This is a genomic window from Rhizobium sp. FG96 (assembly GCF_057808655.1).
Window position 1 is genome coordinate 26242 of record NZ_JBMDIL010000015.1, and the last position, 16258, is coordinate 42499.

9 protein-coding genes are annotated in these 16258 nt (G+C 62.6%); all 9 read left to right on the top strand.

All coding sequences use genetic code 11. The features are described from left to right. Positions 1-10: 10 nt before the first annotated feature. The 9 genes from ACODR6_RS25520 to glgB all read left to right on the top strand — a co-directional run bounded on the left by ACODR6_RS25520 (position 11) and on the right by glgB (position 16248). Entirely contained in the window at positions 11-688 is a 678-nt protein-coding gene (locus ACODR6_RS25520; protein ID WP_199628985.1) for a response regulator transcription factor, read from the top strand. Further along, complete coding sequence (locus tag ACODR6_RS25525) at positions 685-2067, top strand: sensor histidine kinase (RefSeq protein ID WP_489025110.1); 1383 nt, start codon at positions 685-687, stop codon at positions 2065-2067. Before ACODR6_RS25520 ends, ACODR6_RS25525 begins: the two co-directional genes overlap by 4 nt. Before the next feature lie 109 nt (positions 2068-2176). Further along, on the top strand, positions 2177-5500 hold the full coding sequence (locus ACODR6_RS25530) for a transglutaminase family protein (protein ID WP_489025111.1): 3324 nt from the start codon (positions 2177-2179) through the stop codon (positions 5498-5500). An 11-nt stretch (positions 5501-5511) separates the two neighbouring features. Beyond that, on the top strand, positions 5512-7926 hold the full coding sequence (locus ACODR6_RS25535) for a circularly permuted type 2 ATP-grasp protein (protein WP_489025112.1): 2415 nt from the start codon (positions 5512-5514) through the stop codon (positions 7924-7926). Between the two features lie 4 nt (positions 7927-7930). Next, on the top strand, positions 7931-8809 hold the full coding sequence (locus ACODR6_RS25540; protein WP_489025113.1) for a transglutaminase family protein: 879 nt from the start codon (positions 7931-7933) through the stop codon (positions 8807-8809). Between the two features lie 113 nt (positions 8810-8922). Continuing rightward, positions 8923-9885 (top strand): Tad domain-containing protein, encoded by a 963-nt coding sequence (locus ACODR6_RS25545; protein ID WP_489025114.1) that lies wholly within the window; start codon positions 8923-8925, stop codon positions 9883-9885. A 193-nt stretch (positions 9886-10078) separates the two neighbouring features. Further along, positions 10079-11305, top strand: coding sequence for a TadE/TadG family type IV pilus assembly protein (locus ACODR6_RS25550; RefSeq protein WP_489025115.1), 1227 nt, complete (start codon positions 10079-10081; stop codon positions 11303-11305). A gap of 276 nt (positions 11306-11581) precedes the next feature. After that, complete coding sequence (locus ACODR6_RS25555; RefSeq protein WP_489025116.1) at positions 11582-14044, top strand: glycogen/starch/alpha-glucan phosphorylase; 2463 nt, start codon at positions 11582-11584, stop codon at positions 14042-14044. Further along, positions 14041-16248, top strand: a complete 2208-nt coding sequence (gene glgB / locus ACODR6_RS25560; RefSeq protein ID WP_489025117.1) for a 1,4-alpha-glucan branching protein GlgB — start codon at positions 14041-14043, stop codon at positions 16246-16248. The genes ACODR6_RS25555 and glgB overlap by 4 nt, the downstream gene beginning before the upstream one ends. The last annotated feature ends 10 nt before the right edge of the window (positions 16249-16258 follow it).

Sequence of the window (16258 nt, forward strand, 5' to 3'; positions counted from 1 at the left end):
GGAAACATCCGTGCGCATCCTGCTGACCGAAGACAATGTCGCGCTTGCCGATGGCCTGTCCGCGATCTTGCGCGGTACGGGGCATGCGGTCGATGTCGTGCATGACGGAGCCTCCGCCAATGCCGTTATCGCCGCCGAGAATTTCGATCTCGTCATCCTTGATCTCAACCTGCCGGAAATGGACGGCCTGGAAGTGCTGCGCAACATGCGCGCCCGCCAGAGCAAGGCCGCCGTTCTGATCCTGACCGCCCGCGGCACGCCGGAAGAGCGCGTCCGCGGCCTCGATCTCGGCGCCGACGACTACCTGATCAAGCCCTTCGATATCGCCGAATTCGAAGCGCGCGTGCGCGTTCTCCTGCGCCGCCAGGCCGGGCTGCATTCGGCGACCGTCATGTATGGTCCGGTTTCCTTCGATCTCAATTCCCGCACCTTCTCGGCAGCCGGCGTGCAAATCGATATCCCCGCCCGCGAACTCGGCCTGCTCGAAATCCTCTTCATGCGCGCCGGAAAGGTCGTCGCCAAGGAAGCCATCATCCAGTCGCTGACGGCCTTCGACGACGACATATCGGCCAATGCGATCGAGCAATATGTCAGCCGCCTGCGCAAGCGCCTCGCGCCCTATGGCCTGACGGTCAAGACGGCCCGCGGCATCGGCTACTATCTTGACAAACTGACCGAGGCCGCATGAGCGCTGCCTATTCGCTGCGCCGCAGACTGCTGTTCTGGCTGCTGATCTCCACCGCCATCATCGGAACGCTGGCGCTCGCCGATACCTATCGCGAGGCGATCCAGACATCGAACATCGTCTCGGACCGCGTGCTCGCCGGCTCGGCGCTGGCCATAGCCGAGCGTGTCGTCGTTGCCGAAGACGGAACGCTCGAGGTCGACATTCCCTATGTCGCACTGGAAATGCTGACCTCGGCCGCCCAGGACCGCGTCTTCTACCGCGTCGACGGCCCGCCCGGCGAATTCATCACCGGCTACCAGAACCTGCCGACGCTTGCCGATACATCCGGCGAGGTCGCGGGCTTCGCCGACGATACCTTCCGCGGCGAGCCGATCCGCGTCGCCACGCTCCGGCGCTCGGCCTCGACAGGCATCCGCTCCGTGCCCTTCGCCGTCACCGTTGCCGAGACCACCATCGCCCGCCGCCAGCTCGCCCGCGCCATCCTGCTGCGCTCGGCGCTGCGCCTGCTGTTCATGATCGCCGGTGCCGCCGTCATCGTCTGGATCTCGGTCACTGTGGCGCTCCGCCCGCTCTACAAGCTCCGTGACGCCATCGGCGAGCGCAGCCCAGACGACCTGCACCCGATCCGCCAGTCGGTCCCGACCGAGGTCGAGCCGCTCGTCGATACTGTCAACAGCTTCATGGTCCGCCTGCAATCGGCGCTCGAGGCGCTACGCAACTTCACAGGCAATGCCAGCCACCAGCTGCGCACGCCGCTGGCGATCATCCGCACTCAGCTTGCGCTCTCCGCCCGCTCCGCGACCTTGGACGAAGCCCATCAATCCGCGCTGAAAGGCGATCAGGCGGTCGCTCACGCCGAGCGCATCCTTGCCCAGCTGCTGCTGATGGCGAAGATCGATGCCGCCACCGCCAAGGAAGCGCTGACGGCAACGGCGATCGATCTCACCCCGATCGCCCAGGAAATCACCGGCGAGCTGATCCCGACCGCCGCCGAGGCGGGGATCGATCTCGGTTTCGAAGGCGAAGGGGCCGCGATGATCCGCGCCGAACCGTTGCTGATCGGTGAACTCCTGCGCAATCTCGCCGGCAACGCCATCGCCTATGCCGGAAAGGGCGCCGAGGTGACCGTCCGCGTTTGCCGCAACGGCGAGACGGTGGCGCTCGAAGTTGAGGACAACGGCCCCGGCATTCCCCCGGAAAAACTGGAAGCGGTGCGCCAGCGTTTCTCGCGCGGCAACGATTCGGGTGCCCCCGGCGCCGGTCTCGGCCTGCCGATCGTCGAGGAGATCGCCAATCTCTTCAATGCCAGCCTGACGCTTGCCAATGGTCCGGATGGAAAGGGCCTCAAGGCTTCGGTCACCTTCGCAAAACTGTCGTAAAGCCTTCCAGCCGTTAACCTTTGTGCCTTGCATTCTTTCGCTGCATTGCACACTATCGCCTTGGGAACAGCTAAGCCGCACAACGATGCGGCGCCGGATAAGGCGAAATATGTCGATCAAGGCCAGCATCTATCATCTGACGCACTACACCTACGACAAGCCGGTCCGCCTCGGGCCGCAGGTCATCCGCCTGAAACCCGCCTCGCATTCGAAGACCCGCGTTCTCAGCCATTCGCTGAAAGTGACGCCGTCGAACCATTTCGTGAACCTGCAGCAGGATCCCTACGGCAACTATCTCGCCCGCTTCGTCTTTCCGGAGCCGGTCACCGAATTCAAGATCGAGGTCGATCTGGTCGCAGACATGACCGTCTACAACCCATTCGACTTCTTCGTCGAAGAGGAAGCGACGAAATGGCCGTTCGATTATCCCGAGACCATCCGCGAAGACCTGTCGATCTACGTGAAGCCCGAGGAGCCCGGCCCGCGGCTCAAGGCGCTTCTGGAAACGCTCGACTACACGCCGGGCCAGCCGACCGTCGATATGGTCGTCGGCCTCAATGCCCGGCTGCAGCAGCAGATCGGCTACGTCATCCGCATGGAAGCCGGCGTCCAGACGCCGGAGCAGACGCTGGAAACCGCCAAGGGCTCCTGCCGCGACACCAGCTGGCTGCTGGTGCAGATCCTGCGCCATCTCGGCCTCGCCGCCCGCTTTGTCTCGGGCTACCTGATCCAGCTGACGCCTGATCTGAAGGCGCTTGACGGCCCCTCCGGCACCGAAGTCGATTTCACCGACCTGCATGCCTGGGCCGAAGTCTATCTGCCGGGCGCCGGCTGGATCGGCCTCGACCCCACCTCCGGCCTGCTCACCGGCGAAAGCCATATCCCGCTCGCCGCCACCCCGCATTTCCGCAATGCGGCGCCGATTTCCGGCGGCTATTTCGGCGAAGCGAATACCGAATTCGCCTTCGACATGAAGGTCGCCCGCGTCGCCGAGCATCCGCGCATCACCAAGCCCTTCTCCGACGAGAGCTGGGACGAGCTGAACGAACTCGGCGAGAAGATCGACCGCATTCTCGAAGCCGAGGATGTCCGGCTCACAATGGGCGGCGAGCCGACCTTCGTGTCGATCGACGACTTCGAATCCGCCGAATGGAACACCGCCGCCGTCGGCCCGACTAAGCGCGAAAAGGCCGACAGCCTGATCCGCAAGCTGCGGGAACGCTTCGCGCCCGGCGGCTTCCTGCATTACGGCCAGGGCAAGTGGTACCCAGGCGAAAGCCTGCCGCGCTGGACCTTCTCGCTCTACTGGCGCAAGGACGGCATGCCGATCTGGCAGGACCCGAACCTGATTGCTGCCGAAGGCACGGATACCGGCGTGACACCGGCCGATGCCGAACGGCTGATGACCGGCATCGCCCGCGAACTGGCAATCTCGCCGGACATGGTGCTGCCCGCCTATGAGGATCCCGCCGAGTGGATCGTCAAGGAAGGCAATCTGCCGGAGAATGTGGATCCCTCGAATTCGAAGCTCAAGGATCCCGAAGAGCGCAACCGCATCGCCCGCGTCTTCGAACGCGGCCTAACGGTTCCGACCGGCTACATCCTCCCCGTCCAGGCCTGGAACGCCCAGGCCGCCGGCCGCCGCTGGATGAGCGAGAAGTGGCAGACACGCCGCGGCAAGATCTTCCTCGTGCCCGGCGACAGCCCCGTCGGCTACCGCCTGCCGCTCGGCACCCTGCCCTATATCTCGCCCGCGCAATTTCCCTATATCCACACCGCCGACCCTTCGATCCCGCGTGAAGCGCTGCCGAAGGTGATGACGCCGCCCGGCCGCGCCATGCTGGAAGCCTCGCGCCACGCCGAAGAGGGCGGCCAGACCCGTGTCGAGCAGACGATCGGCGAGATCGGCGGCTCGGTGCGCACCGCCATGTCCGTCGAGCCGCGTGACGGCCGGCTCTGCATCTTCATGCCGCCGGTCGAGCGCATCGAGGACTATCTCGAGCTGATCGCCGCTGCCGAGCATGCCGCCCGCGATCTCGGTCTTCCCGTCCATATCGAAGGCTACTCGCCGCCGCAGGATGAGCGCATCAACGTCATCCGCGTTGCACCCGATCCGGGGGTCATCGAGGTCAACATCCACCCTGCCTCGAACTGGCAGGACTGCATCGACATCACCACCACCATCTACGAGGAAGCCCGCGAGACACGCCTCGGCGCCGACAAGTTCATGATCGACGGCCGCCATACCGGCACCGGCGGCGGCAACCACGTCGTCGTCGGCGGCGCCAATCCCGGCGACAGCCCGTTCCTGCGCCGCCCGGATCTCTTGAAGAGCCTGGTGCTGCAATGGCAGCGGCATCCCTCGCTCTCCTACATGTTCTCCGGCATGTTCATCGGCCCGACCAGCCAGGCCCCGCGCATCGACGAAGCCCGCCACGACAGCCTCTACGAGCTCGAAATCGCCATGGCGCAGGTACCGATGCCCGGCCGCGGCGTCGCGCCGCTTCCCTGGCTCGTCGACCGGCTCTTCCGCAACTTGCTGACCGACGTCACCGGCAATACACACCGCGCCGAGATCTGCATCGACAAGCTGTTCTCGCCCGATGGGCCAACCGGCCGCCTCGGCCTCGTTGAGTTCCGCGGTTTCGAGATGCCGCCGAATGCCCGCATGTCGCTTGCCCAGCAGCTCCTGGTGCGCGCGCTGATCGCCCGTTTCTGGATCAACCCTGCCGATGGCAAGTTCGTGCGCTGGGGCACCTCCCTGCACGACCGGTTCATGCTGCCGCATTTTGTCTGGGCCGATTTCCTCGATGTCCTCAACGATCTCCGCGAAAACGGCTTCGACCTCAGCCCCGAATGGTTCAAGGCGCAGCTGGAGTTCCGCTTCCCCTTCTGCGGCGAAGTCGAATACGAGGGTTCGAAGCTCGAACTGCGACAGGCGCTGGAGCCTTGGCATGTGATGGGCGAGGAAGGCGCGATCGGCGGCACGGTGCGTTACGTCGACAGTTCCGTCGAGCGCCTGCAGGTGCGGTTGGAGACCAACAACGCCTCGCGCTACACCGTCACCTGCAATGGCCGGACGGTGCCGCTGACGCCGACCGGCACATCGGGTGTCTCGGTCGCCGGCGTGCGCTACAAGGCGTGGCAGCCTTCGTCAGGCCTGCACCCAGTCCTGCCGGTCAACACCCCGCTCACCTTTGACATTTATGATACATGGTCGAAGCGTTCGATCGGCGGCTGCATCTATCATGTTGCCCATCCGGGCGGCCGCAACTATGACACCTTCCCGGTCAACGGAAACGAAGCGGAAGCCCGGCGGCTGGCGCGATTCGAACCGTGGGGACATACGGCAGGCGGCTTCATTCCGCGCGCCGAAACAGGTTCGCAGGAATTCCCGCTGACGCTCGATCTCAGGCGCCCGGCAGGACTTTAGGCTAGGTTTTAATGGGCAAGAAACCGGCAACAGAACGCAAGGCAGTCGAGAACCGCAGCGGCAACGATGCGATCCTCGATTATTCGCCATTGCCCGGCGTTGCCGACGAGATGGTCGACAACAACGGCGCCATCCGCCCGGTCTGGCAGCGCTTCCTCTCCGCCTTCGGCCGCGTGCCGAAACCCGAGCTTGCCGAACGCTTTGCCCGCGCCGACCGCTATCTGCGCGACGCCGGCGTCTTTTACCGCGCCTATGGCAACAAGGGCACCGGCGAGCGCTCTTGGCCGCTCTCGCACATCCCGGTCCTGATCGACGAGCGCGAATGGCAGCAGCTGTCGGCCGGTCTCGTGCAGCGCGCCGATCTCCTGGAAGCGATCGTCGCCGATATCTATGGCAACAATTCCCTCGTCCAGGAAGGTTTCGTGCCGCCCGGCCTGATCGCTTCCAACCCGGAATTCCAGCGCCCGCTCGTCGGCGTCAAACCGGCGAACGGCCACTACCTGCATTTCTGCGCCTTCGAAATCGGCCGCGGTCCCGACGGAAACTGGTGGGTGCTCGCGGACAGGACGCAGGCGCCGTCCGGAGCCGGCTTCGCGCTGGAAAACCGTGTCGCCACCACCCGCGCCTTCTCGGATGTCTATGCCGAGACGCCGGTGCACCGCCTCGCCTCCTTCTTCGGCGCCTTCCGCGATACGCTGCAGACGATGAAGCATTCGGGCGACGACCGCATCGCGGTTCTGACCCCGGGCCCGGCCAACGAGACCTATTACGAACACGCCTATATCGCCCGCTATCTCGGCTTCATGCTGCTTGAGGGCGAGGATCTAACCGTCGTCAACGGCCGGATCATGGTGCGCACCGTCGCCGGCCTGAAGCCGATCGGCGTGCTCTGGCGCCGTCTCGATTCCGCCTATGCCGACCCGCTGGAACTGAACCAGAATTCGCATATCGGCACGCCCGGCCTGCTCGACGCGCTCCGCGCCGAAACGGTGACCATCGTCAACGGCCTCGGCACCGGCATTCTGGAAACCCGCGCGCTGCTCGCCTTCATGCCGACCATCTGTCGCCGCCTGCTCGGCGAAGACCTGCGCCTGCCCTCGATCGCCACCTGGTGGTGCGGCCAGAAGGGCGAGCAGGAACATGTGGCGGGCAATATCGAAAAGATGGTGATCGGCCCCGCCTTCTCTCGCGCCCCGTTCTTCGACGACAACGGCGAATCCGTGCTCGGCTCCTCGCTGCGCGCCACCGCAAAGGATTCGATTTCCGACTGGTTGGGCAGCGACGGCCCGAAGCTCGTCGGCCAGGAAGTCGTGACGCTTTCCACCACGCCCGCCTGGGTGGACGGCAAGCTCACGCCGCGGCCGATGTCGCTGCGCGTCTTCGCCGCCCGCACCGCGAACGGCTGGCAGATCATGCCCGGTGGTTTCGCCCGCATAGGCGCCAGCGACGACGTCGAGGCGATCGCCATGCAATCCGGCGGTGCCGCCGCCGACGTCTGGATTGTCAGCGACAAGCCGGTCGAGCGCCACACACTTCTGCCGGCCGAAGGCAGCTTCACCCGCAACATGCCGGGCAGCCTGCCGAGCCGCGCGGCGGACAATCTCTTCTGGCTCGGCCGTTACATCGAGCGGGCCGAAGGAGCGCTGCGCATTCTGCGCGCCTGGCACGCCCGCTATGCCGAGGCCGCCGACCCGAACCAGCCGCTGCTCGCCGACGTCTCGGAATATCTGGCAGCCCTCGATATCGATACCGAGGAACCGGTGCCGGAAACGCTGCTGCGCAATATCGACAGCGCCGTCTATTCCGCCAGCAACATCCGCGACCGCTTCTCGCCCGATGGCTGGCTGGCGCTGAACGATCTCGCCAAGACCGCCCGCCGCTTCCGCATGACGGTGGCCGCAGGCGACGACGCCAGCCATGCGATGACCATACTGCTCCGCAAGCTTGCGGGCTTTGCCGGTCTCGTGCACGAAAACATGTATCGCTTCACCGGCTGGCGCTTCCTGTCGCTCGGCCGCTATATCGAGCGTGGCCTGCATCTGACACGGCTGCTCAGCCACATGTCCGGACCCGATGCGCCCGACGGCGCGCTCGACATGCTGCTCGAGATTGGCGACAGCGTCATGACCCACCGCCGCCGCTACAACGTCAACACCGCCCGGCTGACGGTGACCGACCTTCTGGCACTCGATCCGCTGAACCCGCGCTCCATCCTCTTCCAGGTGAACGAGATCCATCGCGAGGTGGAGCAACTGCCGAACGCTTTTATCAACGGCCAGATGTCACCCTTCTACCGCGAGGCGATGCGCCTGCATTCCGGCCTCGCCGTGATGACGCCGGAAACGATGAGCGTCGAGGTCTACAAGAAGCTGGAGCGCGAACTCGAAGCGCTCTCCGATCTGCTCGCACAGACCTATCTGGGGTGACGCCGTGCTCTACGACCTCTCGCTCCATATGGGTTACATCTATGACAGCCCGGCCTCCGGCGCCCGCCACATCATGCGGCTGATGCCGATTTCGCTGCCCGACCGGCAGCGCCTGATCGCCGGCTCGATCACCATTTCGCCGTCACCCGACGAGCAGTCGCATTTCACCGATTTCTTCCGCCACCCCTCCACATCCTTCCTGCTGCGCTCGCCGCACGAGACGCTGGATATCCGCATGCAGGCCCGCGTGCAGGTGGAAAGCCATTCGATCGCCGCCGACTTCTCGCCGATGCTGGCGGGCTTGCCGGGGGAAGTCGCAGCCATCTGGTCGCTCGACCCGGAATCGCCGCACCATTTTCTAGGCGACAGCCCGCGCCTCAACGAGACCAGGGCGATCTCGGATTACGCCCGCGAAAGCGCCGATGCATCGCGCACCGTGCTGCAGATCGCCACCGCCGTCTGCGCCCGCATCAACAAGGATTTCACCTACGACACCGAGGCGACCTCGGTGGACTCGACGCCGCTCGATGCCTTCGAGCTCAAACGCGGCGTCTGCCAGGATTTCTCCCATGTGATGATCCTGGCGCTGCGCAGCCTCGGCATCCCCGCCGGCTACGTCTCCGGCTTCCTGCGCACCATCCCCCCGCCCGGCAAGGAACGCCTCGAAGGCGCCGATGCCATGCATGCCTGGGTCCGCGTCTGGTGCGGCAAGACGCTCGGCTGGGTCGAGCTTGACCCCACCAACAACATCCCCGCCAGCACCGACCATATCGTCGTCGCCTACGGCCGCGACTACAGCGATGTGGCGCCGGTGATCGGCGTACTCAAGAGCTACGGCGGCCAGCGGGCGGTGCAGGCCGTGGATGTGGTGCCGCTGAAATAGACGCCCTGACAAAAATAGGACGCTTCGCTCTATTTTTACCGATCCCGTAAGGCAATTAACAACTTAATTGATGCAGAGATTGCTACTACAACCAGTTGGCGAGGTAGCAAAAAATGAAGCCGTCATCTTTCAAGCATTCGAAGCTTGCCGAATTAGTGAACGACCGCAGCGGCAATTTCGCGATGATGACCGGCTTGCTCGCCGTACCGCTTCTGCTCGCGGCCGGCATGGCCGTCGACTATTCCATGGCCGCTTCCGAGCGCACGAACCTCCAGCAGATCGCGGACGGCGCCGCGCTCGCTGGCGGAAAGATCTTTGACGGAACCAACCTCAGTGATGCAACCGCAGTCGCCAATGCATTCATCACCTCCTATTCGAGCAAGATGCCGAAGGATGTCGCTTTCAATATCACCGCGAACGGCCGCATTCTTCAGGTCAGCATAACCGGAACGGCCGCGACGTCCTTGATGAACGTCGGTGGTTTCAGCTCCACGAAGGTTGGCGTAACCTCGGCCGCGATCAGCCCATTGAAACCCGAGAAAGTCACCTTCACACCGACGAAGGCTCAGGGTTATTGGTATAAGCAGGTCTCGGTGCGCGTCGTCCGCGAAGGCAGCACCGCTGAATCCGTTCTGGCCACTGTGGAATATACCACGACGACCCATTCCAATAGCGGTATGGGCACGATGGTCGTGAAGCCGTCGTCGCAGATCGATCTGGGGAAATATACCAAGCTTGTCCTGCAGATGGACATCAAGAAGGACGGCTGCCCGTTGAAGCAGCGCGCCGTGGTCAACGGCAACGACGTTAAATGCGTCAACGACAGCGCCCAGACCTACAACAAATACGATGCGACGATGCGCACGGACAATCCGCAGACGACCAATTACCTCTTCGTCGATGGCAAACAGCTTCAGCAGGGTGTGACGCAACCCCTGGAAGCCTATTTCGGCTGCTCCAAGCCGCAGAGCCACGCCTGGGAAGATGGCGGCGGCTGGGATCGCCAGGACTTCTTCTACACGGTTTCCTCGGAATGCACCGCCGCCGATGGGGAATATGTCAGGCTTACTCAGTAACGAAGGCCATATATGTTAACGCGGCAATATCTCGATTGCCGCGAAGACAGTCCCGGCAAATGCTTTCGCAAGTAGTCTCTGTATCGAAATCTTGATACCGTTAAAATTCTAATAATTATCTTAGGACCTGTGGTAACAAGTCGTCTGTAAGTTTGAGGTCAGCATAAGTTTTCCTCTTGCTTCAGGTGACATGATGTCTACCATTTCCTCGCTGTGCTCTAGCGCAATGCATATACTGCGCGACCGATCCGGCAATTTCGGCATGATGACCGCCATTCTGGTCCCTGTAGCTCTTGGTGCTGCCGGTGTGGCAGTCGATATATCCAATACCGTTATCGCCCAGCGCCAACTCCAGGAATCCTCGGACTCCGCGGCGCTGGCCACGGCCGCGGCTCTTGCAGACGGAACGCTCACCATCTCGGGCGCGAGCGCTTTCGCGAAGGATTTCGTTGCCGGTCAGATGTCAAACTATCTTCTGAATAACAGTATCGCATCGACCGGCATCAAGGATGGCGTCACCGTTACCGTCAACCAGGCGACTTCCGGCAAATCGACGACTTACAATGTCAATATAACGACCGCATACAGCCAGCCGCTAAGCGGCCTTGCGAATTTCGTAGGCTACAAGTCGACAAGCGTCGGAGCGGCTAGCTCTGCTCAGAGCGGCTCGGGCCCGGATCAGAATGCCAGGAACGCGCTCTCCATGGTGCTGGCGCTTGATGAGTCGGGGTCCATGGCTCAAGACACCGACACGGTGGAAAGCAAAACCTGCACACGCACAAATAAAAAAGGCGAATGCAAGGAATACACCACAACCTATGTGTCCAAGATTGCCGCTCTCAAATCGGCTGCCGGGGCGCTGTTCGACGCCCTCGATGGAGCCGACAAGGACGGTGATCTGGTCCGGACAGGTGCGGTCTCCTATACCCACGTCGTGATGGGGCAAACCTCGCCGATCATGGCATGGGGCACGACCGCCGCTCGCAAATACGTAAACGGCATGCCGTCAAATCCAGCAGGCGGAACGGATGCCAATGGCGCGATGGTTATCGCTGATAATGCCGTAAAGAAAGCCACGGACGGCAGTGACGCTGAGACCAAGGCCCATGTTGCGAAGAAGAACATGACATCAGACAGGTATCTCGTGCTGATGAGCGACGGCGAGATGACGGGCTATAGCAACGTCTGGAACTCGTCTCTCGATCAGAAAGTTCGAGAAAAGTGCAACACGGCAAAGGCAGACGGCATCACGATCTTCAGCGTCGCCTTCATGGCGCCGGACAACGGCAAGAAGCTTCTTCAATATTGCGCATCGTCAGCTGGCAGCTACTACGAACCGAACACGATGGAAAATCTCGTCAAGGATTTCCAGAACATCGCTCAGACCGCCATGAAGACAACTACGCGTCTCACCAACTAACCCGCCCAAATCCTCCCAAAACAAAAGCCGCTCCGGAACAAACCGGGGCGGCTTTTCGTTGTCTGCTAATCCTCTGTATCAAATCGGGAAAATCGATTGAAATCAAGTCCCGGGGCGGAGGGGAATGTGAAGGTTTCGCAAATTTTTGCTTTGGTTAAATCGGCTGTTGCAAGTGCTTGGTAACGGTGCATAAACTGGCAGTATTCGTGTGTGTGACAAAGCGATTACCTCAGGCATAACATACTGAAATCCAATCAAAATTGGCGAGACCTGACGATGAACACAGCTTCCAAGCCGACCATCCCCTCCCCCGCTCCTCGCAGCTCCCGGCCTGAAATTCTTGCAGAAGAAATTATTGAGCGCCTCACATACCGCATCGGCAAGGATGCCAAAGTCGCCAAGCCGCATGACTGGCTGACCGCCACGATTCTCGTGGTCCGCGACCGCATCATCGACAAGTGGATGGACTCCACGCGCAAGGTTTACGCCACGGGCGACAAGCGCGTTTACTATCTATCCCTCGAGTTCCTGATCGGCCGCCTGATGCGCGATGCCGTCTCCAATCTCGGCCTGATGGAAGAGGTGCGCGATGCGCTGACCTCTCTCGGCGTCGATATCAACGTCATTGCCGGCCTTGAGCCGGATGCCGCGCTCGGCAATGGCGGCCTCGGCCGTCTCGCCGCCTGCTTCATGGAATCGATGGCAACGGTTGATGTCCCCGCCTATGGCTATGGCATCCGCTATGTCCACGGCCTGTTCCGCCAGCAGCTGGCCGACGGCTGGCAGGTCGAGCTGCCGGAAAGCTGGCTCGCCCACGGCAATCCCTGGGAATTCGAGCGCCGCGAAAGCGCCTATGAAATCGGCTTCGGCGGCGCCGTCGAAGTGGTCGGCGATCACGATGGCGAACCGCGCTACGTCTGGAAGCCCGCCGAGCGCGTCATCGCCGCCGCCTTCGATACGCCGGTGGTCGGCTGGCGCGGCAAGCGCGTCAATACGCTCCGTCTCTGGTCGGCCCAGCCGATCGACCCGATCCTGCTCGACGCCTTCAATGCCGGCGACCATATCGGCGCGCTGCGCGAGAGCAACAAGGCCGAAAGCCTGACCCGCGTTCTCTACCCGGCTGACGCGACGCCCGCCGGCCAGGAGCTGCGCCTGCGCCAGGAATTCTTCTTCTCGTCCGCTTCGCTGCAGGACATTCTGCGCCGCCACCTGCAGCAATATGAGGATTTCACCTCGCTGCCCGACAAGGTCGCTATCCAGCTGAACGACACACACCCGGCGGTCTCGGTGGCCGAGCTCACCCGCCTGCTCTGCGACGTCCACGGCCTCGATTTCGAGACCGCCTTCGATATCGTCCGCCGCACGATCTCCTACACCAACCACACGCTGCTGCCGGAAGCGCTGGAAACCTGGCCGATCCCGCTCTTTGAGCGCCTGCTGCCGCGCCACATGCAGCTGATCTATGCGATCAATGCCAAGGTTCTGGTCGAGGCGCGCCGCGAGAAGAACTTCTCCGACACCGAAATCCGCTCGATCTCGCTGATCGACGAAAGCGGCGACCGCCGCGTGCGCATGGGCAACCTCGCCTTCGTCGGCTCGCATTCGATCAACGGCGTCTCGGCGCTGCATACCGAGCTGATGAAGGTCACGGTCTTCGCCGACCTGCACAAGCTCTATCCTGACCGCATCAACAACAAGACCAACGGCATCACGCCGCGCCGCTGGCTGCAGCAGTGCAATCCGGGGCTGACGGGCCTGATCCGCGAAGCGATCGGCGACGAGTTCATGGACGACGCCGAGAAGCTGAAGCCGCTCGATAGATTCGCGAGCGACCCGGCCTTCCAGCAGAAGTTCGCCGCCGTGAAGCGCGCCAACAAGGTGGCGCTTTCCAATCTCGTTGCCAGCCGCATGGGCGTGAAGCTCGATCCGTCGGCGATGTTCGACATCCAGATCAAGCGCATCCACGAATACAAGCGCCAGCTGCTCAACGTCATCGAAGCCGTGGCGCTCTACGACCAGATCCGCTCGCATCCGGAGATGGACTGGACGCCTCGGGTAAAACTCTTCGCCGGCAAGGCGGCGCCGAGCTATCATAATGCCAAGCTGATCATCAAGCTGATCAACGACGTTGCCCGCACGGTCAACAATGACCCGGCCGTCCGTGGCCTGCTGAAGGTCGTGTTCGTGCCGAACTACAACGTCTCGCTGGCCGAGGTCATGGTTCCCGCAGCCGACCTTTCCGAGCAGATCTCGACGGCCGGCATGGAAGCCTCCGGCACCGGCAACATGAAGTTTGCGCTGAACGGCGCGCTGACGATCGGCACGCTCGATGGCGCCAATGTCGAGATGCGCGACAATGTCGGCGACGACAACATCGTCATCTTCGGTCTGCAGGCCGATGAGGTTGCCAAGGTGCGCAGCGACGGCCACAATCCGCGAGAAATCATCGAGAGGTCGCGCGAACTGTCTCAGGCGCTCGCCTCGATCGCCGGTGGCGTCTTCTCGCCGGATGACCGCAACCGCTACACCCAGCTGATCGACGGCATCTATTCGCACGACTGGTTCATGGTCGCCGCCGATTTCGACGCCTACGCCGCGGCCCAGCGCGAGGTCGACCAGATCTGGAATAACCAGTCGTCCTGGTACACCAAGACGATCAACAACACGGCACGGATGGGCTGGTTCTCGTCTGACCGCACGATCCGGCAATATGCCGACGAGATCTGGAGAGCCGGATGAAAACGCCGAAAGCCACCCCTGAGGTAAAGCGTCCCTGGGAAATTTCGGCAGACGAAATCGCGGCGATTCTCGCTGGCTCGCATGCAAATCCTTTTGCCGCGCTCGGCGTGCATCAGGCGGGTGAAAGCTATGCCGCCCGCTGCTTCATTCCGGGTGCGGAAGAAGTCACCGCCATGTCGCTCGACGGCACGGTCATCGGCGAACTGACACAGCTTCACCCGGACGGTTTCTTCGCCGGCCCGGTGAAGCTCACCAAGCAGCAGCCGGTCCGCTATCGCGCCCGCAAGGGCGATGCGGAATGGGCGGTCACCGATCCTTACAGCTTCGGCCCCGTCCTCGGCCCGATGGACGATTATTACGTCCGCGAAGGCTCGCATCTGCGCCTTTTCGACAAGATGGGTGCCCACTGGATCAAGCATGAGGGGGCACAGGGCATCCACTTCGCCGTCTGGGCGCCGAACGCGCAGCGTGTCTCCGTCGTCGGCGATTTCAACAATTGGGATGGCCGCCGCCACGTCATGCGCTTCCGCTCCGGCGCTGGCATCTGGGAAATCTTCGCCCCTGATGTGCCGACCGGCGTGCCCTACAAGTTCGAGATCCGCGGCAATGACGGCGTGCTCCTGCCGCTGAAGGCCGACCCCTTTGCCCGCCGCAGCGAGCTGCGCCCGAAGACCGCCTCGGTTACCGCGCCGGAGCTTCTGCAGGAATGGGAGGATGCCGCCCATCTCAAGCACTGGCGCGAGACCGACAAGCGCCGCCAGCCGATCTCCGTCTACGAGGTCCATGCTGGCTCCTGGCAGCGGCGCCAGGACGGCACGTTCCTGTCCTGGGACGAGCTCGCCAATACGCTGATCCCCTATGTCACGGACATGGGCTTCACCCATATCGAATTCCTGCCGATCACCGAACATCCCTACGATCCGTCCTGGGGCTACCAGACGACGGGGCTGTATTCACCGAGCGCCCGCTTCGGCGAGCCGGAAGGGTTCGCGCGCTTCGTCAACGGCTGCCACAAGGTTGGCATTGGCGTCATCCTCGACTGGGTGCCGGCGCATTTCCCGACCGACGAGCACGGCCTCGGCTGGTTCGACGGCACGGCGCTTTACGAGCATGAGGATCCCCGCAAGGGCTTCCATCCGGACTGGAACACGGCGATCTACAATTTCGGCCGCACCGAAGTCCTCTCCTATCTGGTCAACAACGCGCTCTACTGGGCCGAGAAATTCCATCTCGACGGCCTGCGCGTCGATGCCGTCGCCTCGATGCTCTATCTCGACTATTCGCGCAAACACGGCGAATGGATCCCGAACGAATATGGCGGCAACGAAAACCTCGAGGCCGTGCGCTTCCTGCAGGACATGAACATGCGCATCTACGGGGAACACCCCGGCGTCATGACCATTGCCGAGGAGTCGACGTCCTGGCCCAAGGTCTCGCAGCCCGTCCATGAGGGCGGCCTCGGCTTCGGCTTCAAGTGGAACATGGGCTTCATGCACGACACGCTGAGCTACATGAAGCGCGATCCCATTCATCGCCGCCACCATCACAACGAGCTCACTTTCGGTCTGCTCTATGCCTATTCCGAAAATTTCGTCCTGCCGCTCTCGCATGACGAGGTCGTGCACGGCAAGGGATCGCTGATCGCCAAGATGCCGGGCGACGACTGGCAGAAATTCGCAAACCTGCGCGCATATTACGCCTTTATGTGGGGCTATCCCGGCAAGAAGCTGCTGTTCATGGGCCAGGAATTCGCCCAGTGGAGCGAATGGAGCGAGGCCACCTCACTCGACTGGAACCTGCTGCAATACCGCATGCATGAAGGGATGCGCCGCTTGGTGCGCGATCTCAACCTCACCTACCGCTCGAAGCCTGCACTTCATGCCCGCGATTGCGAGGGCGAAGGCTTTGAATGGCTGATCGCCGACGATCACGAGAACTCGGTCTTCGCCTGGCTGCGCAAGGCGCCGGATCAGAAGCCGGTAGCAGTCATCACCAATTTCACCCCTGTTTACCGCGAGAACTACTCGATCCGCCTGCCTTTCGAGGGGCGCTGGCGCGAAATCCTCAATACCGATGCCGATATCTATGGCGGCAGCGGCAAGGGCAATGGCGGGCGCGTGCAAGCCGTCAATGCCGGTGGCACCATCGCCGCCACGATCACTTTGCCGCCGCTGGCGACGATCATGCTTGAACCCGAGACTTGAAGACTGGTGG

What these genes read in the sequence shown, in the direction of transcription:
- ACODR6_RS25555 (WP_489025116.1), top strand. Translation starts at nt 11,582, where the DNA reads ATGAACACAGCTTCCAAGCCGACCATCCCCTCCCCCGCTCCTCGCAGC.
- glgB (WP_489025117.1), top strand. Translation starts at nt 14,041, where the DNA reads ATGAAAACGCCGAAAGCCACCCCTGAGGTAAAGCGTCCCTGGGAAATT.
- ACODR6_RS25535 (WP_489025112.1), top strand. Translation starts at nt 5,512, where the DNA reads ATGGGCAAGAAACCGGCAACAGAACGCAAGGCAGTCGAGAACCGCAGC.
- ACODR6_RS25525 (WP_489025110.1), top strand. Translation starts at nt 685, where the DNA reads ATGAGCGCTGCCTATTCGCTGCGCCGCAGACTGCTGTTCTGGCTGCTG.
- ACODR6_RS25550 (WP_489025115.1), top strand. Translation starts at nt 10,079, where the DNA reads ATGTCTACCATTTCCTCGCTGTGCTCTAGCGCAATGCATATACTGCGC.
- ACODR6_RS25530 (WP_489025111.1), top strand. Translation starts at nt 2,177, where the DNA reads ATGTCGATCAAGGCCAGCATCTATCATCTGACGCACTACACCTACGAC.
- ACODR6_RS25545 (WP_489025114.1), top strand. Translation starts at nt 8,923, where the DNA reads ATGAAGCCGTCATCTTTCAAGCATTCGAAGCTTGCCGAATTAGTGAAC.